Genomic DNA, 21,038 nt, shown 5'->3' with positions numbered 1-21,038 from the left:
GTCTGACAAAACTCGGCTGCCCACATCGGTAGGCAAGCTAAACCGACAAACACCAGGTCAACCCGCGTCCACCGCAAACGGCGAACCGCGAACCAAGTCAGGCCTGATGCGGAACGTCAGGCTCATCAGACCGAGTAAAGAAATTGGTCGTTCACCGAAGATTCGCGTCAAGCATTGCCGATGTCTCCACGCCATTTTCCACAGGCTTTTGACCTGTGATTTAGTTGCGCGCCGACACGACACCGTCGTTAAGAAGTCGTTAATGAATTCGCGCGGATTACATCAACAATCCATAATGGGTTTGCCTGGCGGTCAAAGCGGTCTTTGGTGGGCAACCTAGCCATAACGTAATCTGCGAATTCCACGTTGCCCAGAAGTCACCGAGCAGAGGAAGCCCATGTATTTCCCAGTAGTCGCGCCGGACATGGTTGCCGTGACAATGGGCAGCCCCTTTGTGACCGCTGGTGAGGTAGCAAAGCTTATGCGGCCACCGAGCCCAAGCTCTGTAAGCCGCTAAGGAGTTAGGCCGCAATGGATTTCGCGATGTTACCGCCGGAGATCAATTCCGGTCGAATGTACACAGGTCCGGGTTCAGGGTCGCTGGTGGCCGCCGCAGCGGCCTGGGATGGACTCGCCGCCGAACTGTCTTCGGCGGCGAACTCTTATCAGTCGGTGGTTGCGGCGTTAGCCAGTGGCCCGTGGCTGGGTCCCGCATCGGCGTCGATGGCGGCCGCGGCAGTCCCCTACGTGACGTGGTTGAGCAGCGCCTCCGCACAGGCCGAGCAGACCGCCGCGCATGCCAGGGCGGCGGCCGCGGCCTACGAGGTGGCCTTTGCCGCTACGGTGCCGCCGTCGGTGATCGCGGCCAATCGCACTCTGTTGATGGAGCTGGTGGCGACAAATCTGCTCGGGCAGAACGCCTCGGCGATTGCGGCGACCGAAGCACAGTACGCCCAGATGTGGGCCCAAGACGTGGCAGCGATGTACGGCTACGCGGGATCCTCGGCATCGGCAACCGCCCTGACGCCGTTCACGCCACCGCAACCGAGCACCAGTGCGGACGCCGCGGCGATTCAAGCCAGCGCCGTCGGCAAAGCCGCGGGCACCGCCGCCGGCAACTCGAAAAGCACGGTCGCATCGACCCAGCAAGCCTTTTCGGCGGTGCCCAACGCGCTGCAAAACCTCGCCGCGGTGACACCCGCCGCCGCGGCCGACCCCCCGGATCCGCTGGCCACGCTGGCAAACCTGGTCACCGTGTTCATCGACGCGCCAAGCGGCCTCGCGACCCTTGGCGTCGATACTCCGCTGGCCCCCTTGACCGCAGTTTCGCTTCCCTTCGACGTTGTCGGTGCGCTGACGGGTTTCCACACCGATGAGATCGTCAGCGGCTGGGCAGGCGTAGAGCCCTGGCCGGGCACCGGCACAGTGCCTCCGACCGAGTTCCCCGCGATCATCACCGGCCCGATAGTGCCGTCCGCGCCGGCCGTCTCAGCCAGCGCGGGCCAAGCGCATACGGTCGGGGGGTTGTCCGTGCCGCCGACGTGGACCATCTCGACACCGGCGGTGCGTCCCGTCGCGGTGACGCTACCGGCACTACCGGGAACCGGTGTTGGTGCAGCGGCAGAAGCCGCCGCACAGGGAGCGACAGGTGCCGCGGGGAGCACGTTCAGCGACATGGCTCTGGCGGGTATGGCCGGGCGCGCCATGGCCGGAACCCTCGGCACCGGCGGCCGGGATCGCGGACGGGCGAGTCCCGCTGAACGCCAGAAGCCCACCGGTGAACGCGCGGCGACCGCCGGTGACCGTGCGGCAGATGACCGCGAAGATGACGCGTCGGAGAGCAAGCCGCGAACCGTGGTGACGGGTGTCGCGGCTGAGCTGCGTGAGTTCGCCAGGCTACGCGACGAGGGCATTTTGACCGAAGAGGAGTTCGCCGAACAGAAGAACCGCCTACTCGGGCGCTGAAACACACGCCCGTTGACACGAGCACCGATGAGGATGGGCTTCAATGGATTTCGCGATGCTGCCGCCGGAGATCAACTCCGGTCGGATCTATGCCGGTCCTGGGTCGGGGCCACTGGTGGCGGCTGCCGAAGCCTGGGACGGGCTGGCGGCCGAGCTACATTCGGCGGCGAACGCGTACCAGTCGGTGATCTCGGGACTGACCGCCGGGCTGTGGTTGGGCCCGTCGTCGGCGTCGATGGCGACCGCGGCCGCATCTTATGTCGCGTGGCTGAGCGTCACCGCCGGGCAAGCCGAGGAGGCGGCCAGCCAAGCCAAAGCGGGAGCGGCAGCATATGAGGAGGCGTTGGCGTCGACAGTGCCGCCGCCGCTGATCGCGGCCAATCGCGCTCAGTTGACGGCGCTAGTGGCCACGAACCTCCTGGGGCAGAACACGCCCGCGATCGCTGCCATCGAGGCCCAGTACGCGGAGATGTGGGCCCAGGACGCCGCCGCGATGTACGGCTATGCGAGTTCGTCGGCATCTGCCACAGCGCTCAGGCCCTTCACGTCACCACTTGCGAGCGTCAACCCGGACGGTGCGGCGATCCAAGCAACGGCGGTCGATCATGCCACCGGCACCGCCGCCGGGAACGCGCAGCGCACCGTCTCGTCGGCACAGCACGCCTTTTCCGCGGTGCCCAGCGCGTTGTCGAGCTTCGCAGCGGCTCCGGCGGCCGCGGCCGATCCCCCGGACCCGCTGAGCACTTTGGCCAGCCTGATTTCGATCTTTATCAACGGACCAAGTGGCATCGCGGCGCTCGGTGCCCTCACACCCGTCGCCCCGCTGGGGTTGGCGGGGTTTCCCTACGTTGTCGAAGGTGCTTTGTCGGGGCTTCACGAAGATCAGATCATCAGCGGCTGGGCAGGCGTCGAGCCCTGGCCGGGCACGGGATCGGTGCCGCCGACGGAATTCCCGGCGATCATCACACACCCGGGCCCGCTGGCGGGGTCGTCGGCGTCGTCGGTGTCGGCGGGACTGGGTGAGGCAAACAAAATCGGGGCGTTGTCGGTGCCGCCGACCTGGACGGTCGCGACGCCGGCCGTACGACCGGTGGCGCTGGCATTGCCCAGGACCGGCGTGGGCGCACCCGCGGCGGGCCTGGCAGGTAACTCGGTAAACCCATTGAGCGATATGGCTCTGGCGGGTATGGCCGGAAGCGCCATGGGTGCAACCCTGGGCGCCGGCAGCGGCCGAGAAGACGGCAAAGCGACACCGGGGCACCGGGTGGCTGCTCGTGCCGGACGGGCGGCGACGCCCGGCGACAATGCATCGACAGATAGCAAAGGTCAAGCATCGCAAAGTAATCCGCGGCCCGTGGTGACGGGAGTCGCGGCGAGGATACGCGAGATCGCCAAGCTGCGCGACGAGGGACGCTTGACCGACGAAGAGTTCAGCGAGCAGAAAAAGCGGCTGCTCGGGCGCTGAGTTATTCGGCGTCGAAGTGCAAATCAGCCGGCGATCGAGAGCGCAATCCCGTCGAGAATGTCGTGCTCGCTGACCACGAGTTCCTCGATGCCAGCGCGTTCGCGCAGCGCGTCGGCCAGCTCTTCGACAATGATCGCGCCCGCGACGATCACGTCGGCCCGACCGGCGTGCATCGGGCCCAGCGCGGCACGCTGCGCACGCGTCATACCGATCAACCGGTCGCATACCGCCATTAGCTTGTCGCGGCCGACACGTGAAAGATGAATGGCGGCAGCATCATACGTCGCCATGTCCTGGGCCAGCGCCGCCAGCGTCGTCATCGTCCCGGCCACACCGACCCAGGTCTGGGCATCTTGCACCGACACCGCCCGCAGCGCCACCCCAAGCCGCTCGCGGACCACGCCGCGGGCGTCTGCGACCTCGGCGCGGGTCGGCGGATCGGAATGCAAACATCGCTCGGTCAGCCGGACACACCCGATGTCGGCCGAGAAACTCGCGGAAACCCTATCGTGGCCCACCACGATCTCTGTGGACCCGCCACCCAAGTCCACGACCACGAAAGGCCCCGCAGTGTAATCGAATTCGTTGACCGCTCCGTGAAAAGACAGTTCTGCCTCTTCGGCACCGGTGATCACTTCAGCGACCGCCCCCGGCACCGCAGCACCCAACACCTCGGCGGTCATCGCAAAGAACACCTCACGATTGGCGGCGTCACGGGCGGCCGACGTGGCAACCATGCGCACCCGCTCGACGTCGTGGACCCGTAGCAGCGCGGTGTAGTCGACGAGCGCGGCCCGGGTGCGCTCCAGCGCCTCGGGCAGGAATTCACCGGTCGCGTCGACGCCTTGACCGAGCCGTACGATACGCATCTCGCGGTGCACGTCGCGCAGATGCCCGTTGACCACGTCGGCAATCAACAACCGAATCGAGTTGGTGCCGCAGTCAATTGCCGCAACGCGTTTCATTCCCATTGTCCCGGTGCCAAGATGCCGACCTTCGTCAACTCAAGGTGCGGGTCGGTGGACAGGATCGCCAGGACCTCGTCCCCGATCGGATTCACCCCGCGGCCCTTGGCCAACGAATGCGCCACGAGCACGTGTAGGCACTTCACCCGGTCGGGCATACCGCCAGCCGAAACCGTCGTGCCCAGCGGTTCGATCGCATCACGCTCGGCCAGGTACGACTCGTGAGCTTGCCGATAGGCGGCGGCCAGGTCGGGGTCTTGCCGCAGCCGGTCGGTCATCTGCCGCATCAGCCCCGCTGACTCCAGCCGACTGGTGGCGGCCGTCAGCACGGGGTGCGTCAAGTAGTACAGCGTCGGGAATGGTGTGCCGTCAGGAAGTTTCGGCGCCGTCTTCACCACGCCCGGCTCACCGTTGGGGCAGCGATAGGCGATCGCGAGCACTCCGCGAGGCTCACGGCCAAGCTGCCGCGCAATCGTTTCCAGGTCGGCACGATCAACCACCGGGCGGTACCGGATTCGTCGGCGCGGGGGCCGGGGGTGGGGCCGGGCCCGGCGGCGGGGGTGGTGCCGGCGGACCGTGCGGCGTGTCGGCGATCGTGTGCCACAGCGACGTGTACCAGGGCCCGTTGGCGGCGGTGGGTACCGCCTGCGAGCCCGGCTCGTTGGGTGATGCCGCCGTCGGCGGAAGCTGGACCTGATAGGGAATGTCGCCGGGCTTCACGAAGCCAAGCCGCTCACGAGCTTGTGCCGCGATGTAGGCCGGGTCTGCCAGTTTGACTTTTTGCTGCTCGAGGTCGGCGATCTGTCGGCGCAACGCGGCTTCGGTAGCGGCCAGCTGGTTCATCTCCGTGCGCTGTGCAAAGTAGGTGCGTACCGGACCGGCGATCGTCAGCGTCAACACGCAGACCACAGCAGCCAGCACCGCCGCCCGCCGCGCGGTAAAGCCCAGCCGCTGCTCGGAGCGCTGCTCGGCCGACGCGGTGATCGAATGTTTGACGGGTTGTGGCACGGCCTCGGGCTGCGTCCGGGACTCAGCGCGGCCTCGAGGAGAGCCCGGCGCTTTGCGCCGACGGTCGGCAGCCGTGTCGCGGGGTCGGCCCGGCCGCGAGGCCGGTGACCGCCGCTTGGAATCGTGCCGCTTTCCTTCGGACATCGGGGTTGAAGCCCGCTACTTGATTTCTGGCACGTACCGGGGGAACGCCAGATCGCCGGCGTAGCGGGCGGCATCGCCGAGCGTCTCCTCGATCCGTAGCAGCTGGTTGTATTTGGCGACACGCTCGCTGCGCGCCGGTGCGCCAGTTTTGATCTGCCCGCAACCGACCGCCACCGCCAGGTCGGCGATGGTGGTGTCCTCGGTTTCCCCGCTGCGGTGGCTCATCATCGTGCGGTATCCGCTGTGGTGCGCCAACGCCACAGCGTCCAGTGTTTCGGTTAACGTACCGATCTGATTTACCTTGACCAGCAGAGCATTTGCGACGTTCTTCTCGATGCCTTCTTCAATCCGTTCGGGGTTGGTGACGAAGATGTCGTCGCCCACGATTTGCACCCGATCGCCGATGGATGCCGTGAGAGCTGCCCATCCGTCCCAATCATCTTCGGCGAGTGGGTCTTCGATGGATACCAGCGGGTATGTGTCGAGCAGCTCGGTGTAAAACTCGGTCATCTGCGCCGCGGTGCGTGTCTGCTTTTCGAAGTTGTAGCCCGTCTTCTCGGCGAAGAACTCGGTGGCTGCGGCATCGAGCGCCAACGCCACGTCGGCACCGTATTTCAGACCTGTCGACTCGATGGCCAGGCTGATCAAATCAAGCGCGGCCTTGGTACCTGGCACGTCCGGCGCGAAGCCGCCCTCGTCGCCCAATCCTGTGCTGAGCCCCTGCTTTTTGAGCACCGACTTGAGCGCGTGGTATACCTCGGCACCCCAGCGCAGAGCCTCGGCGAAGCTGGGCGCCCCGATCGGGGCCACCATGAACTCCTGGACGTCGACGGCGGTGTCGGCGTGGGCGCCGCCGTTGAGGATGTTCATCAGCGGTACCGGCAGGATGTGCGCGTTCGGGCCGCCGATGTAGCGAAACAGCGGCAGCTCAGCGGCATCCGCCGCGGCCTTGGCGACGGCCAGCGAGACGCCGAGCATCGCGTTGGCGCCCAGCCGGGACTTGTCAGGGGTGCCGTCGAGATCCACCAGCGCCTGATCGACCAGCCGCTGCTCGTCGGCGTTGAGCCCGATCACAGCGGGTGCGATCTCGTCGAGCACCGCCTGCACAGCCTTCTTGACACCTTTGCCGCCGTAGCGATCGCCACCGTCGCGCAGCTCGACGGCTTCGTGCTCGCCGGTCGACGCACCGGAGGGCACCGCTGCCCGCGCGAATGTCCCGTCGATGAGAGCGACCTCGACCTCGACCGTCGGGTTGCCGCGAGAATCGAGGATCTCGCGGGCCCCGACCTGCTCGATAATCGGCACTGACTTCTCCTTGCGTCGTCAGGTGAGCACGTGGTTTGTGACTACCCGCTGTAGCCTAGAGCCTGCTTGGGCGGGAAGGCTCACAGCGGGTGGCCCGCCGCGTAGGCGGTAGCCCAATCCCGTACCGCGCGCGCATACACGTCGGAGTCGTTGTAGGCCCGCAGCGCAGTGATCCACCCTCGTGGTGTCGCGAGATTCTTTCCACGCCAACATAAATAGCCAGCAGCCGAGAGCGCGGCGTCGTCGATGTTGTCGACGCTGACGACGCCGTCATTATTGGCGTCGACTCCGTACAGCCGCCACGTCTCCGGGATGAACTGCATTGGCCCCATTGCCCGAACCGTGCCGTCATCGTCGGCAAGGCCGCCGGCATCGGTGTCGACTATGTGCAACGTGCCGCCACTTCCGTCCAGGCGCACGCCCCGAATCGGCGGGTGCACATCGCCATTGGGGGCAATCGACGCATGATGGTAGGTGCCGTGGTGACTTTCCACTTCACCGATACCGGCCAAAGTCGTCCACGATATACGGCAGTTCGGGTTTTCGACCTCAGCGACCCGGGCCGCGTAGGCATAGGCTTCCAGCGCAATAACCGGAATTTGCAGTGCCGCACTGCGCTCGACCGCCCAGCTGTGCAACTGATCGGCGGGCCGGCCCTTGGCATGGGTGTCCACCGGCGGAACCGGATCCCCCGCCGGCGGCGGCACCCCCTTGGGGATGTAGCTGCCGAGCTGCCACGTACAACTCGACGCCAAGAGCAATGCCGCCGCCCCCACCACGGCGGCCGCCCGCAGCCAACGCACCGGCGACACAGAACTCCCTCAACCACTCTCGGTCCCCACCATCGTCCCATGAGACGTGGCGTCCCAGAGCGTTACCTCACGCCAATTCGTGCAAACATCGCCGGTTTACAGCTGCCTATCGGTTAACCACGGCAATTCATAGCAAGCGGGCACAGTCGCTTCGCTGGTCGTGGATCCCGGTAGCCGGCGCGCTAGCAACCATTGCGACAGTCGCTGCCTTTCCCCAACCTGCCGTGCACAAACGCCTACTGTGGCGCGGTGTCGGACTGATCGCCATTTGTCTCAACCCGCCCCGGGTCGTCGGCCAAGCCGCCACCTTCTCCGCGGCCGGCTGGGCAATGTCCTGCGGCCAATAGGCCCGCCACTCTTCTTCGGTCACGACACCCAGCGGCGTGGCATCGAGCTCCTCGGGAACGTCATCGCCGCGGCGTCCGGCCGCAATCGCCTTCTCGGTTTCGCGGACGGTATCCATAAACTCTAAAACAGCTGTGCGTAAGGTGTTTTCGGCATCGCCGTCGGCTGTCACAGCGACCGAGGTGATGGATTGTGGAATCAGGTCCTCCGGGAGTCCGGCTTTGTGCACTCGTTGGATTACCTTCTGCGCCAAAGACAATGCCGGCTGGGCGGTAGGAACGTCGTCGAGCACCGAGTCCCGTGGCTTCTCCGCCGCTTTGCGCTCTTCCCACTGAGCCAGCTGATCGTCGAGTGAGATCTCCTCGCCGGCAAGCACTCCCGGCACCCGGTTGCCCAGCTTCCGCATCAGCGTGTCGGCGACATCGTCGATGGTGAAGGGGTGTTGTGGCGCGTCCTCGGCGATGCGCGCATGAAACAAGACCTGCAGCAGCACATCGCCGAGTTCCTCGCGCAACTCGTCGGCATTACCGCTGCGCACCGCGTCGAACAGCTCGTAGGTCTCCTCCAGCAAGTAGCGGCGCAACGAGTCGTGCGTCTGTTCGCTTTCCCACGGGCCGGCGGTGCGCAGTTTGTCCATCATCGCCACCGCATCGACAAGTCTTTCGCCGCGTTGCTGCTCGGGCGCCGAAATCAACCGGTCCCCCGCCGCCAGTCGCGCTGTCACCGCCGGATGCTCGGGGTCGGACGACAGCAGCACCGGGGCGTCTTCTCCGGTGTGCGCCGGACGCGCCGACGGCAGCGACCACGGCACCGCCACCGGCATCTCCTCGGTGTATTGGACTTCGCCGGTGAGCAATTCGATCGCTTCGACGGGAACCAGCGACGGGCGGCGGGGGTCGACCAAAACGACTGTCATGGGCGCCGCCCTGCGATCGCGGCTACGCCGGCGTTATCGTCGTTGGCGCGGGTCATCGCGCTTGTCGCTCCTCACTCACCGCCGCGGCTCCGTTCGTGGGCCCGGGTTTCGTTATACCAATTTCTGCCTGCGGCTTTCCATCGAGCGCGGATAGCAGATCGGCCACCATCTGCACCAATTCGAGGTCACGAATTCGCGGCGCGCCCACACCGCCGGCGCGTGGAATCGGCACCTGCACGGTCGAGGTGGTGGCGCGGTAGCGCGCGCCCGGATGCAGCCGCACCAGGCGCACCTGCGCGGAGTCCGGCAGGGTCATGGGCGATAGCCGCACCGTCGCCTCCGACGGCGCGGACACTTCGGTGACGCCGTATCGACGGCACAGCAAACGCAGCCGGGCGACGGCCACCAGCCGCTGAGCCGGTTCCGGGAGGGCGCCGTAGCGGTCGGTGAGTTCCTCGACAACGGCGGCGACCTCGTCGTCGGACGACGCGGCGGCAAGCCGCCGATAGGCCTCCAGGCGTAGCCGGTCGCTGGCGATGTAGTCCGCTGGCAGGTGCGCGTCCACCGGCAGGTCGATGCGCACGTCCTTGGGCTCCTCGGCGGTCGTGACGGTTTTGCCGTCGGCGGCCGCCCGATAGGCCTCGACCGCCTCGCCCACCAGCCGCACGTACAGGTCGAATCCCACGCCGGCGACGTGGCCGGACTGTTCCACCCCCAACACGTTGCCGGCACCGCGGATCTCCAGGTCTTTCATGGCCACCGCCATGCCCGCGCCCAACTCGTTGTTTTGCGCGATCGTGGCAAGCCGGTCGTAGGCGGTCTCGGTAAGCGGAGCGTGCGGCGGATACAGGAAATAGGCGTACCCGCGTTCCCGGCTTCGCCCGACCCGGCCGCGCAGCTGATGCAGCTGGGACAACCCGAACGTGTCGGCGCGCTCGACGATCAAGGTGTTGGCGTTGGAGATGTCCAGGCCCGCCTCGACGACCGTGGTGCACACCAGGATGTCGTATTCCCGGTTCCAGAATCCCTGGACGGTGCGTTCCAGCACGTCCTCGTTCATCTGGCCGTGCGCGACGACGACCCGCGCCTCGGGCACCAGCTCACGCACCCGCGCGGCCGCCTGTTCGATCGAGCTGACCCGGTTGTGCACGTAGAAGGCCTGACCGTCGCGCAGCAACTCGCGCCGTAACGCGGCCGCGATCTGCTTGTCGTCATGCGGCCCGACGTAGGTCAGCACCGGAAGACGGTCTTCGGGCGGGGTGAGGATCGTCGACATCTCCCTGATCCCCGCCAGGCTCATCTCCAGTGTCCGCGGGATGGGGGTGGCGCTCATGGTCAGCACGTCGACATGGGTGCGCAGGCTCTTGATGTGCTCCTTGTGTTCGACGCCGAAGCGGTGCTCCTCGTCAACGACGACCAGCCCGAGGTCCTTCCACCGCACCCCGGTCTGCAGCAGCCGGTGCGTGCCGATCACGATGTCGACACTGCCGTCGGCCATGCCGTCGAGCACGGCGCGCGACTCGGCCGGCCCGGTGAACCGTGAGAGCCCCTTGATGGTGACCGGGAACTCCGACATTCGTTCGGTGAAGGTCTGCAGATGCTGGTCGGCCAGCAGCGTGGTGGGCACCAGCACCGCGACCTGCTTGCCGTCCTGCACCGCCTTGAACGCTGCCCGCACCGCGATCTCGGTCTTGCCGTAGCCGACGTCGCCGCAGATCACCCGGTCCATCGGGACGGGCTTTTCCATGTCGGCTTTGACTTCGGTGATCGCGGTGAGCTGATCGACGGTCTCGGTGAACCCGAACGCGTCCTCCATTTCGGCTTGCCACGGCGTATCCGGCCCGAACGCGTGCCCGCGGGTGGCCTGCCGCTTGGCGTAGAGCGCCACGAGCTCACCGGCGATCTCACGCACCGCGCGGCGCGCCTTGGTCTTGGTGTTGGCCCAGTCGCTGCCGCCGAGCCTGCTTAAAGCCGGAGCTTGCCCACCGACGTAGCGCGACAGCTGATCCAGCGAGTCCATCGGCACGTAGAGCTTGTCGGTGTCGTTTTGGCCCCGCCGACTCGACGCGTACTCCAGCACCAGATATTCGCGTCGTGCCCCGCCCACGGTGCGTTCGGTCATCTCCACGAACCGGCCGATGCCGTGCTGGTCGTGCACCACCAGGTCGCCGGGCGTGAGCGCCAGCGGGTCGACGACGTTGCGGCGTTTGGCCGCCAACCGCTTGCCGTCGGTGGCGTTCACCCGGTTGCCGGTTAGGTCGGTCTCGGTGATCACCACGAGATTGGCGCCCGGAACCACCACGCCGTCGTGCAGCGGACCTTTGAGCACCCCGACCACGCCAGGTTTGGGCGTCGCTCCGGACTCCAATAACGTTGCGGGAGTGTCGGATTCGGTCAACCGCTCGACCACGCGCTGCGCGGTGCCGGTGCCGGGTGCGACGACCGCGGCGCACCCGCCGGTGGACACGTGCGCGCGCAGCATCGCGAAGATCTCGTCGATGTCGCGCTGATGGCCGCGCGCTGACGGCGCGGCCCGCAGCTCGAGTTCGATCGCCGACTCGTCGGAGAGCTGGCTCAGCGTCCACCACGGGTGACCGGTCTTGCGAGCGGCGGCGCGGACCTCGTCGAATTCGACGAAGCCGGACCCGCCGAGCTGTTCGACGTCGACCGGGGCTCGGTTTTCCTGGCTACCGCCGAAGCCAGCTACCGACCACGACGCCTCGAGGAACTCCCGGCCGCTCTTGATCAGATCGGCGGCGCGGGCGCGGACCTTTTCCGGATCGCAGACCAGCACCGGGGTGCCCTCGGCCAGTTGGTCGGTCAGCAGCGTCAGCTCGTCGGGACGCAAGACGGGCAGCAGCGCCTCCATGCCGTCGACGGGGATGCCCTCGGCCAGCTTGGCCAGCATGTCGGTGAAGCTGCCGACGATCGCATGCTCGGCGGCGGGATGTTTACCAGCCAGCCTGGCGGCCCGTTCCCGCACGTCGTCGCTCAGCAACAGCTCCCGGCAGGCCACGGCGACCAGGGTGGTCACGGTCAGCTCGGGGATGGAGCGCTGATCGGCGACCGAGAACATGCGCATCTCGGTGACCTCGTCGCCCCAGAACTCGATGCGCACCGGGTGTTCGGCGGTCGGCGGAAACACGTCGAGTATTCCCCCGCGCACCGCGAACTCCCCGCGCCGACCGACCATGTCGGCCCGGGTGTAGGCCAATTCGACCAGCCGGGTGATCACCTCTTCGAACGCGACCTCGTCGCCGACAGCCAGGGTGAGCGGCTCGATGTCGCCCAGTCGCGGTGTCATCGGCTGCAAAAGCGAGCGCGCCGACGTCACCACCACCCGCAGCGGCGGTCCCAGCCACGCGTCGTCGGGGTGGGCCAGCCGACGCAGCACCATGAGGCGGGCGCCCACGGTGTCGACACCTGGCGAGAGCCGTTCGTGTGGCAGGGTTTCCCAGGACGGGAACAACGCGACCGCGTCGCCGTGCACACCACGCAGCTCGGCGGTCAGATCGTCGGCTGCCCGGTTGGTGGCGGTGACCACCAGCAACGGGCCGTGCCGGGCCAGGGCGCTGGTGACGAAGACACGTGCGCTGGCCGGACCGACCAGGTTCAATTCGTCGGGTCGATCGGCTGCCCGGTCGATGAGTTGCTGAAAGGTCGGCGCGCTCAGCGCCAGGTCGACGAGCCCCGCGATCGGGGTATCTGGTCGGGCAAACCCCGGTGCGGTCATGATGCAGCCATTCTATGCTTCGACTGATTCACGTTGCGGCCCCGGCCAACTCGGGTGATCGCCACCACATCATCGGCGCGTCACCAGCACGCTGGCGATCGGGCGCTCGAGGCTGAAGCTTTCAGGACCGGTTGGGATTCGTGCTCAACGGATTGGTCCAGCGCAGACCTGGAAATCGCATGAAATCTGTATCCGCAGAGGCGACTTCGACTCCATGTTCGATCGCCAGCGCGGCCAGTTGCGCGTCGGGTACCAGATTTCCGGTGATCGCCACCTGCGCGCACAGCCTTGCGTAAACGCGGGCGGTGTTCTCCGTTGCGGGGGGCACCCACACCACCGGGACCGCCAGCCACTGCTCTACATATCTCCAAGCGTCAGTGCCTGACAGTGGGTTTTCTGTGACCCGCGGATGGGTGACGATCCGCAGAAACGCCCCGATGGTCTGCCAGGGCAGGCCGACGCGAGTATCGCCGTTCAATGTCTGTTCCAGCCAGGCAGCAGCGGCGGCGTTATGGCTGCTGTTCTCGTCAACTGCGAACAGCAGCAGGTTGGCGTCAACGATCATCGAGCAGATCAAGCACGTCGCCGACGTTGGTGACATCGACTTTGAGGCCGATCTTCGCGGTGCGGTGCCGATACGTGACCTTCTCGGCCGCTTCCTTGGCCATGCCGCGGCGCGCGAGCAGGTTCAGGGCCTCGCTCACACCCATTCCTTGCCGGCGAAGACGCTCGATCGCGGCCGCCACATCGCTATCGATCACCACGGTTGTCCGCACAATCACCATGCTAGCCAAAACGCATCATGATGCGTACAAAACCGCATGGACCTGCCTAGCTCGTGGCTCTGCGCGCCGGGAGGCAAAACCTGTCAATTTCGGGCTCGGTGCCGTCAAGGATCCGTTAGGGCAGCGGAATCCGACAACAGCCCCACCGACCGTGGAAGCATGACCACAACGTTGGCCGATGTCTTGCCGTCCATCGCTTATGGCGCTGCCCCGTGGTTCGACCCCGCCATCTGACCGGTCACGGCACGCGCCGACGACGACGGCCGGCTGTGCGTCGGCGAGGTGCCGGTGACCGACATCGCCGACGAGTTCCGCACTCCGGTTTACGTGATCGACGAAGCGAACTTCAGGCATCGCGCTCGTCGCTTCCGCCGGGGGTTGCCCTGCCCGGCGCCGAGGTGCTCTGTGCCGGCAAGTCGTTGCTGAGCATCGCCGTGGCGCGCTGGACTCGCGAGGAGCGGTTAGGTCTGGCGGTCCATTCGTCCGGGTAGCTGACCACCGCGATCGTCGGCGGCGTTGACCCGGCCCGCATCGTCATGCACGGCGACGCGAAATCGGTCGAGGAGTTGCGCGCCGCCGTGCGTGTCGGGGTAGGCCGCATCGTGGTGGACTCGTGCATCGAGATCGCCTACCTCGCGGGGTTGGCAGCCCGACGCCAACGGGTGCTCATCCGGGTGGCCGCGGAACGCGAGCTCTACGGGCACAGCCTCGCCGAGACGGTGGCGCGTGTGCTGGCCCAACCCAACCTCGACCTGATCGGCCTGTCCTGCCACGCCGGCTCGCAGGTCACCGATCCGGGGTGCTACGGCGCAGCGAGTCACCGGACGGTCACCGCCATGGCCAACATCCGCGCCAACCATGGCGTAATCCTCACCGAACTCAATCTCGGTGGGGGCCAAGGCATTCCATATGTTCACGGTGATCGCGAGCTCGATATCCACGAGCTGGCCCACGTCATCGACGAGGCACTGGACGCTGCCTGTGCCGCCGAGCGTTTCCCCCGCCCGGTCGTGGTGGTGCAACCGGGCCGGGGCATCAGCGGGCGCGCCGGTATCACGCTGTATCGGGTGTGCTCGGTGACGACACAGCCGCGCGGGCGGACTTTCGTCGCCGTGGACGGCGGACTAAGCGACAGCCCGCGGATGGCGCCGTGTCGCGCGAAATACACCGTGGCGCTGACTAACCGGCATTCGCTTGAACGCAGACAGCGAGTCGCGGTGACGGGACGACACGGCGCCAACGAGATTGCCCGCGACGTCGAGCTACCCGTCGACGTGCATCCCGGTGACCTGCTGGCCGTGGCGTGCACCGGTGCCTACCACCACAGCATGGCGTGCAACTACACCATCGTCGGCCGGCCGCCGCTGGTGGCGGTCAAGGACGGCCGGGCCCGCGAATTGATCCGCCGGGAAACCACCGCCGACCTGCTGGCCCGCGACCGGGGTTGATTGCAGCGACCCGCAGGGCCGGTGCGCCCGGCCACGCCGCTATTCGTCGAGCAGGGTGGGGTCGGCTTCCAGGTGGGTCAGGCCGTTCCAGCACAGGTTGACCAGGTGCGCGGCGACCACCTCCTTCTTGGGCTCGCGGGCGTCGAGCCACCACTGGGCGGTCATCGACACCGAACCGACCAGTGCCTGGGCATACAGCGGCGCCGTTTCGGGGTCAAGACCGCGGCGGGCAAAGTCACCGGCAAGGATGGACGACACCTGGCTGACCGCGTCGTTGAGCAGGGTGGAATAGGTGCCCGAGCTGATCGATGCCGGCGAATCACGGATCAGGATCCGGAAGCCGTCGGTGCGCTCCTCGACGTAGGTGAGCAGCGCCAGCGCCACCCGTTCGATGCGCAGCCGCGACCGGTTGTTGGTCGACCTGGTCAGCGACGACGTGATGCCATCGAGCAGCGCCGACATCTCGCGGTCGACGACCACCGCGTACAGGCCTTCCTTGCCGCCGAAATGTTCGTATACCACCGGCTTGGACACGTTGGCCCGCTGCGCGATCTCCTCGATCGACGTGCCCTCGTAGCCACGTTCGGCAAAGAGCGAACGTGCGATATCGATGAGCTGATGCCGCCTCTCGCTGCCGGTCATCCTGGCGCGCGGCTCCCGCACGTCCTTGTCTGGCCCCCTATCCAGCGCAGCCACGCCTCCCAGCGTATCGGCTTGCATTAGAGTGGACGCGGTCCTGCACCGTGACAGGTCCCCGTCGCCCTACCTTCCGTCGTGGTGTAATCGGCAGCACATCAGATTTTGGTTCTGAGAGTTCAGGTTCGAGTCCTGGCGACGGAGCCGGCCGTGATGCCGCGGTTTTTTGCCGCGAGCGTGCGCGAAATGACAGGCTGGACGGCGTGTCGGCGTACGAACATCCACACTCGCGGCAAAAGAGGTGTTCATGACAACACACGGCGAATCGGCGGTCCTGGTTTTGGCGGCGGGGGCCGGAACCCGGATGCGCTCGGACACTCCCAAGGTGCTGCACACGATCGCCGGGCGCAGCATGCTTGCGCATTGCCTGTATTCGATCGCCAAGGTCGCACCGCAACATCTGGTCGTCGTGTTGGGCCACGACCACGACCGGATTGCACCCGTCGTCGCCGAACTGGCCGACAGCTTGGGTCGCCGCATCGACGTGGCGCTGCAGGACCGGCAGCTGGGAACCGGACACGCCGTGCTGTGTGGACTCTCGGCGCTGCCTGCTGACTACAGCGGGGTCGTCGTGGTCACCTCGGCCGACATTCCCCTGCTGGACGCCGACACGCTGGCTGACCTGATCGCCGCCCATCGCGCCCACCCGGCAGCGGTCACCGTGTTGACCACCACGCTGGCCGATCCCACCGGCTATGGCCGCATTCTGCGCACCCAGGACAACGAAGTGATTGCGATCGTCGAGCAAGCCGATGCGACACCGTCCCAAAAACAGATCCGCGAAGTCAACGCCGGGGTCTACGCCTTCGATATTGCGGCGCTGCGCTCCGCGCTGGGCCGGCTGTCCGCCGACAACGCCCAACGCGAGCTCTACCTGACCGACGTGATCTCCATCGTTCGCCGAGACGGCCATGCCGTGCACGCCCGCCACGTCGACGACAGCGCGCTGGTCGCCGGGGTCAACGACCGGGTTCAGTTGGCCGAACTTTCCGCGGAGCTCAACCGCCGCATCGTGGCCACACACCAGCTGGCCGGCGTCACGGTTGTCGACCCCGCGACCACCTGGATCGACGTCGACGTGAGCATTGGCCGCGACACCGTGATCCTGCCCGGAACCCAGCTGCTCGGCCGCACCCGCATCGGCGGACATTGCACCGTCGGCCCCGACACCACCTTGGCCGACGTCACCGTCGGCGACGCCGCGTCGGTAATCCGCACGCACGGCACTTCGGCGTCGATCGGCGACGGCGCGGTGGTCGGACCATTCGCCTACCTGCGGCCCGGCACCGTGTTAGGCGCCGACGGCAAACTGGGCGCGTTCGTCGAGGCCAAGAACTGCACGATCGGCACCGGCACCAAGGTGCCCCACCTGACCTACGTCGGTGACGCCGACATCGGCGAGCACAGCAATATCGGCGCATCCAGCGTCTTCGTCAACTACGACGGCGAGACCAAGCAGCGCACCAGGATCGGCTCCCACGTGCGCACCGGCTCCGACACCATGTTCGTCGCACCGGTCACCGTCGGTGACGGCGCCTACACCGGTGCCGGCACGGTGGTGCGCCACGACGTCCCACCCGGGGCGTTGGCCGTGTCGGCAGGACCCCAACGCAACATCGAGGGCTGGGTGCAACGCAAACGGCCGGGCAGCGCCGCCGCGGAGGCGGCAGAAAGGGCACAACGTCAGCCCGATCAGACATCTTGACAGTTCTCTCCTTAGTATTAGGCCACCACTTGATCCCAACAGCGGGGGCAGCACGTGAGCCACGACTGGACCGACAACCGCAAAAATCTGATGTTGTTCGCGGGTCGTGCGCACCCCGAACTGGCCGAGCAGGTGGCCAAGGAACTCGACGTCCACGTGACCGCGCAGACTGCCCGGGACTTCGCCAACGGCGAGATCTTCGTCCGCTACCACGAGTCGGTGCGCGGCTGCGACGCCTTCGTCCTGCAGTCGCATCCGGCGCCGCTGAACAAGTGGCTGATGGAGCAGCTCATCATGCTCGATGCGCTCAAGCGCGGCAGCGCCAAGCGGATCACGGCCGTCGTGCCGTTCTACCCCTACGCCCGGCAGGACAAAAAACACCGCGGCCGCGAACCGATCTCGGCGCGGCTGGTCGCCGACCTGCTCAAGACCGCCGGGGCCGACCGGATCGTGACCGTCGACCTGCACACCGACCAGATCCAGGGCTTCTTCGACGGCCCGGTGGATCACATGCGCGCGCAGAATCTTCTGACCGGCTACATCAAGGACAACTACAGCGGCCACGACATGGTGGTCGTCTCCCCGGACTCCGGCCGGGTGCGCATCGCCGAGAAGTGGGCCGACTCGCTGGGCGGCGTGCCATTGGCCTTCATCCACAAGACCCGCGACCCGCGGGTGCCCAACCAGGTGAAGTCCAACCGGGTGGTCGGCGAAGTCGCCGGCAAGACCTGCATCCTGATCGACGACATGATCGACACCGGCGGCACGATCGCCGCGGCGGTGCCGCTGCTGAAGGAGGACGGCGCCGGAGACGTGATCGTCGCCGCCACCCACGGCGTGCTGTCCGATCCTGCGCCGAAGCTGCTGGCGGAGTGCGGAGCCCGTGAGGTAATCGTCACCAACACGTTGCCGATCGACGAGGCCAAGCGGTTCCCGCAACTGACGGTGTTGTCGATCGCTCCCCTGCTGGCCAGCACCATCCGTGCGGTGTTCGAAAACGGTTCAGTGACAGGGCTGTTCGATGGAGACGCGTAAATGTCCCGCGCTTCGACCGATACCGTCATCTACCACAACCCCAAGTGCAGCACGTCGCGCAAGACACTGGAGTTGTTGCGCGACAACGGCATCGAGCCGACCATCGTCGAGTATTTGAAGACGCCTCCGTCGCGGGAGCAGCTGGTGAAAATGATCCGTGACGCCGGCATCGATGTGCGCGCCGCGGTGCGCACGCGTGAGCCGATCTACACCGAGCTCAACCTTGCCGAGGCCACCGACGACGAGCTGCTCGACGCGATGGTCGAGCATCCCATCCTGATCCAGCGGCCGTTCGTCGTGACGGTTAAGGGCACCCGGCTGGCTCGTCCGATCGACGCGGTGCACGAGATTCTGTGACGGTCCCTAGCCGGTGCGGGACCGCCGTCCTGATTTTCGTGCTGGCCGCGGTCGGCTGTAGTACCAAAGAGCCTGACTACCAGTCGATTTGGACGACAACCACGACGACCACCACGACCCCGACGACGACTGCAACGCCGGAGCCGCTCGGGAAATACCTGGAGAGCGTCGGCGTCACCGGCCAGCAGGTGGCCCCCGACACGCTAACCGATTTGGCGGTGTCGATCCCCACCCCGCCGGGCTGGGAGAAATTCAGCAATCCCAGCATCACGCCAGCCACACAGGCCATCGCCAAAAACGGCAGCTATCCGATCGCGATGCTGATGGTGTTCAAGTTGCGCGGGGATTTCGACGCCGCTGATGTGATCAAGCACGCCAACGCCGATGCCGAGCGGTCAGAGAATTTCAGGAAACTAAACGCGTCCACAGCAGACTTCCACGGCTTTCCGTCGTCGATGATCGAGGGCAGCTACGACCTCAACGGCAAACGGTTGCACGGCTGGAACCGGGTCGTCATCGCCACCGGCTCTGCCCCGGCCAAACAGCCGTATCTCGTTCAGCTCACGATCACCAGCCTGGCCGACCAGGCCTTCCCGCAGGCTTCGGACATCGAGACGATCATCGCGGGATTCACCGTCGCGGCCAAATAGCCGGCAGCACCGCGTTGCTTGGTCGCGTTACCGTATCTGCCGTGAGGTGGACTGCCGCAGACCTGCCGTCATTCGCCGGACGCACAGTCGTCGTCACCGGCGCCAACAGTGGCCTGGGTGCGATCACGGCCCGCGAATTGGCCCGGGTCGGCGCCCGCGTCGTCCTTGCCGTGCGCAACACCGACAAAGGCGAGGCCGCTGCGCGGCAGATGACCGGCCAGGTCGAGGTGCGCCAGCTCGACCTGCAGGACTTGGCCTCGGTGCGGAACTTCGCCGACACCGTCGACAACGTCGACGTGCTGATCAACAACGCCGGCATCATGGCCACCCCGGAGGCCAGGACCGTGGATGGCTTCGAAAGCCAGATCGGCACCAATCACCTCGGCCACTTCGCGCTGACGAATCTGCTGCTGCCCGTGCTCACCGACCGGGTGGTGACCGTGTCGTCCGTGTTCCACCGGATCGGCCGCATCAGCCTGACCGACCTCAACTGGCAGTCCCGGCAGTACTCGCGGTGGCTGGCCTACGGCCAGTCGAAACTCGCCAACCTGCTGTTCACCCGGGAACTGCAGCGGCGCCTGGATTCGGTCGGTTCACCGCTGCGCGCGCTGGCTGCCCATCCCGGGTATTCGCACACCAATCTGCAGGGACACTCAGGCCAGCGGGTGGAAGACGCGTTGATGGCGATCGGCAACCGATTCTTCGCGACCGACCCCGAATTCGGTGCCCGCCAGATCCTCTATGCCGCGTCGCAGGATTTGCCGGGCGATACGTTCGTCGGGCCGCGGTTCGGCATGGTCGGCCGCACCCAGCCTGTCGGCCGCAGCCGGCGAGCGCGCCAAGACAGCACCGCCGTCGCGCTCTGGGAGCTGTCTGAGCAGCTCACCGGCGTGAAATTTCCGCTCTGACCCGCCGATGCGCTACCCTGTCGGGCGTCACGGCGAGGGTGGCCGCCAATTCGGCCGGCCGCCGTTATCGACGGGGACCTTCTGGTTGTCGCGATGCTGGCCGTGCCCGACCATCACAGGAGCGACACCATGGCTAAATCCGCGGGATCGACAACCAATCAGCTGACCGCCTCGGTGCGAAGCCAGACCGGCAAAGGCGCATCTCGCCGGGCGCGACGGGCCGGCAAGATCCCGGCGGTGCTCTACGGTCACGGCAGCGATCCACAGCATCTGGAGCTGCCCGGACACGAATTCGCCGCGGTGCTGCGCCATTCCGGTACCAACGCGGTGCTGACCCTCAACATTGACGGTAAGGAACAGCTGGCGTTGACCAAGGCGATTGACGTGCACCCGATCCGGCACACCATCCAGCACGCTGACCTGCTGTTGGTGCGCCGCGGCGAGAAGGTTGTCGTCGAGGTGACGGTCGAGGTCGAGGGTGAGCCCGCGCCGGGCACTTTGGTCACTCAGGAAACCAACACGATCGAGATCGAGGCCGAGGCGCTGTCTATTCCCGAGCAGTTGACCGTCTCCGTCCAGGATGCCCAGCCGGGCACGCAGTTCACCGCGGGACAGGTGGCGCTCCCGCGGGGCGTCACCCTGGTGTCGGATCCCGACCTGCTGGTCGTCAACGTCGTCAACGCACCGACCGCCGAGGAGCTGGAGGCCGAAGGTGCCGGCGAGGTCGCGGAACGCGAAGAAGCCGCGGAAGAGGTCGCCGAAGAAGCCGAAGCCGCCCCACCCGAGTCCGAGTAAC

The 21,038-nt window shown here is 66.5% G+C and carries 18 protein-coding genes, 1 tRNA gene and 1 pseudogene; 10 read left to right on the top strand and 10 right to left on the bottom strand.

What is annotated here, in order from left to right; translation table 11 throughout:
* The first annotated feature begins 531 nt into the window (after positions 1–531).
* Both MYXE_RS06375 and MYXE_RS06370 read left to right on the top strand, forming a co-directional pair.
* A complete protein-coding gene (locus tag MYXE_RS06375) occupies positions 532–1,965 on the top strand; it encodes a PPE family protein, SVP subgroup (RefSeq protein ID WP_085196520.1) in 1,434 nt (477 codons plus the stop codon).
* Between the two features lie 43 nt (positions 1,966–2,008).
* Complete coding sequence (locus MYXE_RS06370; RefSeq protein WP_003922895.1) at positions 2,009–3,430, top strand: PPE family protein, SVP subgroup; 1,422 nt, start codon at positions 2,009–2,011, stop codon at positions 3,428–3,430.
* Positions 3,431–3,453: 23 nt separating this feature from the next.
* Here the strand turns inward: MYXE_RS06370 and MYXE_RS06365 are convergent, their stop codons facing one another.
* The 9 genes from MYXE_RS06365 to MYXE_RS06325 all read right to left on the bottom strand — a co-directional run bounded on the left by MYXE_RS06365 (position 3,454) and on the right by MYXE_RS06325 (position 13,434).
* Entirely contained in the window at positions 3,454–4,401 is a 948-nt protein-coding gene (locus MYXE_RS06365; RefSeq protein WP_085196518.1) for a Ppx/GppA phosphatase family protein, read from the bottom strand.
* Entirely contained in the window at positions 4,392–4,895 is a 504-nt protein-coding gene (locus MYXE_RS06360) for a DUF501 domain-containing protein (RefSeq protein ID WP_003922893.1), read from the bottom strand. Before MYXE_RS06360 ends, MYXE_RS06365 begins: the two co-directional genes overlap by 10 nt.
* Positions 4,888–5,547, bottom strand: coding sequence for an FtsB family cell division protein (locus tag MYXE_RS06355; RefSeq protein WP_003922892.1), 660 nt, complete (start codon positions 5,545–5,547; stop codon positions 4,888–4,890). The genes MYXE_RS06360 and MYXE_RS06355 overlap by 8 nt, the downstream gene beginning before the upstream one ends.
* Before the next feature lie 15 nt (positions 5,548–5,562).
* Complete coding sequence (eno, locus tag MYXE_RS06350) at positions 5,563–6,852, bottom strand: phosphopyruvate hydratase (protein ID WP_085196515.1); 1,290 nt, start codon at positions 6,850–6,852, stop codon at positions 5,563–5,565.
* Positions 6,853–6,932: 80 nt separating this feature from the next.
* Positions 6,933–7,664, bottom strand: a complete 732-nt coding sequence (locus MYXE_RS06345; protein ID WP_003922890.1) for a lytic transglycosylase domain-containing protein — start codon at positions 7,662–7,664, stop codon at positions 6,933–6,935.
* A gap of 127 nt (positions 7,665–7,791) precedes the next feature.
* Positions 7,792–8,925, bottom strand: coding sequence for a nucleoside triphosphate pyrophosphohydrolase (locus MYXE_RS06340; RefSeq protein WP_161552053.1), 1,134 nt, complete (start codon positions 8,923–8,925; stop codon positions 7,792–7,794).
* A 52-nt stretch (positions 8,926–8,977) separates the two neighbouring features.
* Positions 8,978–12,658 carry a transcription-repair coupling factor gene (gene mfd / locus MYXE_RS06335; RefSeq protein ID WP_085196510.1) on the bottom strand — a complete coding sequence of 1,227 codons (3,681 nt, stop codon included), beginning with the start codon at positions 12,656–12,658 and terminating at the stop codon, positions 8,978–8,980.
* Between the two features lie 121 nt (positions 12,659–12,779).
* Positions 12,780–13,223: a TA system VapC family ribonuclease toxin gene (locus MYXE_RS06330; protein ID WP_003922887.1), complete on the bottom strand. Its 444-nt coding sequence runs from the start codon at positions 13,221–13,223 to the stop codon at positions 12,780–12,782.
* Entirely contained in the window at positions 13,213–13,434 is a 222-nt protein-coding gene (locus tag MYXE_RS06325) for a hypothetical protein (protein WP_039891259.1), read from the bottom strand. The genes MYXE_RS06330 and MYXE_RS06325 overlap by 11 nt, the downstream gene beginning before the upstream one ends.
* 168 nt (positions 13,435–13,602) lie before the next feature.
* Between MYXE_RS06325 and MYXE_RS06320 the strand changes: the two are divergent.
* Positions 13,603–14,891, top strand: a pseudogene (locus MYXE_RS06320) (diaminopimelate decarboxylase family protein).
* A 39-nt stretch (positions 14,892–14,930) separates the two neighbouring features.
* On the opposite strand, the gene MYXE_RS06315 reads toward MYXE_RS06320, so the two are convergent.
* Positions 14,931–15,533 (bottom strand): TetR/AcrR family transcriptional regulator, encoded by a 603-nt coding sequence (locus tag MYXE_RS06315; protein WP_003922884.1) that lies wholly within the window; start codon positions 15,531–15,533, stop codon positions 14,931–14,933.
* 126 nt (positions 15,534–15,659) lie between these two features.
* Between MYXE_RS06315 and MYXE_RS06310 the strand changes: the two genes are divergently transcribed.
* The 7 genes from MYXE_RS06310 (at position 15,660) to MYXE_RS06280 (ending at position 21,037) form a co-directional block, all read left to right on the top strand.
* Positions 15,660–15,731: transfer RNA gene (locus tag MYXE_RS06310), tRNA-Gln, on the top strand.
* 103 nt (positions 15,732–15,834) lie between these two features.
* Positions 15,835–17,292: a bifunctional UDP-N-acetylglucosamine diphosphorylase/glucosamine-1-phosphate N-acetyltransferase GlmU gene (gene glmU, locus MYXE_RS06305; protein ID WP_039891258.1), complete on the top strand. Its 1,458-nt coding sequence runs from the start codon at positions 15,835–15,837 to the stop codon at positions 17,290–17,292.
* Between the two features lie 54 nt (positions 17,293–17,346).
* Positions 17,347–18,327, top strand: coding sequence for a ribose-phosphate diphosphokinase (locus MYXE_RS06300; protein WP_003922882.1), 981 nt, complete (start codon positions 17,347–17,349; stop codon positions 18,325–18,327).
* A complete protein-coding gene (gene arsC / locus MYXE_RS06295; protein WP_003922881.1) occupies positions 18,328–18,684 on the top strand; it encodes an arsenate reductase (glutaredoxin) in 357 nt (118 codons plus the stop codon). It abuts the gene before it with no gap.
* Positions 18,681–19,334 carry an LpqN/LpqT family lipoprotein gene (locus MYXE_RS06290; protein WP_003922880.1) on the top strand — a complete coding sequence of 218 codons (654 nt, stop codon included), beginning with the start codon at positions 18,681–18,683 and terminating at the stop codon, positions 19,332–19,334. Before arsC ends, MYXE_RS06290 begins: the two co-directional genes overlap by 4 nt.
* Before the next feature lie 41 nt (positions 19,335–19,375).
* Positions 19,376–20,242, top strand: coding sequence for an oxidoreductase (locus MYXE_RS06285; protein ID WP_085196508.1), 867 nt, complete (start codon positions 19,376–19,378; stop codon positions 20,240–20,242).
* A gap of 129 nt (positions 20,243–20,371) precedes the next feature.
* Positions 20,372–21,037: a 50S ribosomal protein L25/general stress protein Ctc gene (locus MYXE_RS06280; RefSeq protein WP_085196526.1), complete on the top strand. Its 666-nt coding sequence runs from the start codon at positions 20,372–20,374 to the stop codon at positions 21,035–21,037.
* Position 21,038: the final 1 nt, after the last annotated feature.

The organism is Mycobacterium xenopi (assembly GCF_009936235.1).
Classification (GTDB): domain Bacteria; phylum Actinomycetota; class Actinomycetes; order Mycobacteriales; family Mycobacteriaceae; genus Mycobacterium; species Mycobacterium xenopi.
Note: the sequence above shows the minus strand (reverse complement) of the source record. Positions and strands in the feature narration are given on the sequence as shown.

Bases quoted from the DNA above. Each gene is read 5' to 3' on its own strand.
- MYXE_RS06375 (WP_085196520.1), top strand. From the start codon at position 532: ATGGATTTCGCGATGTTACCGCCGGAGATCAATTCCGGTCGAATGTAC.
- MYXE_RS06370 (WP_003922895.1), top strand. From the start codon at position 2,009: ATGGATTTCGCGATGCTGCCGCCGGAGATCAACTCCGGTCGGATCTAT.
- MYXE_RS06365 (WP_085196518.1), bottom strand. From the start codon at position 4,401: ATGGGAATGAAACGCGTTGCGGCAATTGACTGCGGCACCAACTCGATT.
- MYXE_RS06355 (WP_003922892.1), bottom strand. From the start codon at position 5,547: ATGTCCGAAGGAAAGCGGCACGATTCCAAGCGGCGGTCACCGGCCTCG.
- MYXE_RS06340 (WP_161552053.1), bottom strand. From the start codon at position 8,925: ATGACAGTCGTTTTGGTCGACCCCCGCCGCCCGTCGCTGGTTCCCGTC.
- mfd (WP_085196510.1), bottom strand. From the start codon at position 12,658: ATGACCGCACCGGGGTTTGCCCGACCAGATACCCCGATCGCGGGGCTC.
- MYXE_RS06330 (WP_003922887.1), bottom strand. From the start codon at position 13,223: ATGATCGTTGACGCCAACCTGCTGCTGTTCGCAGTTGACGAGAACAGC.
- MYXE_RS06315 (WP_003922884.1), bottom strand. From the start codon at position 15,533: ATGACCGGCAGCGAGAGGCGGCATCAGCTCATCGATATCGCACGTTCG.
- glmU (WP_039891258.1), top strand. From the start codon at position 15,835: ATGACAACACACGGCGAATCGGCGGTCCTGGTTTTGGCGGCGGGGGCC.
- arsC (WP_003922881.1), top strand. From the start codon at position 18,328: ATGTCCCGCGCTTCGACCGATACCGTCATCTACCACAACCCCAAGTGC.
- MYXE_RS06280 (WP_085196526.1), top strand. From the start codon at position 20,372: ATGGCTAAATCCGCGGGATCGACAACCAATCAGCTGACCGCCTCGGTG.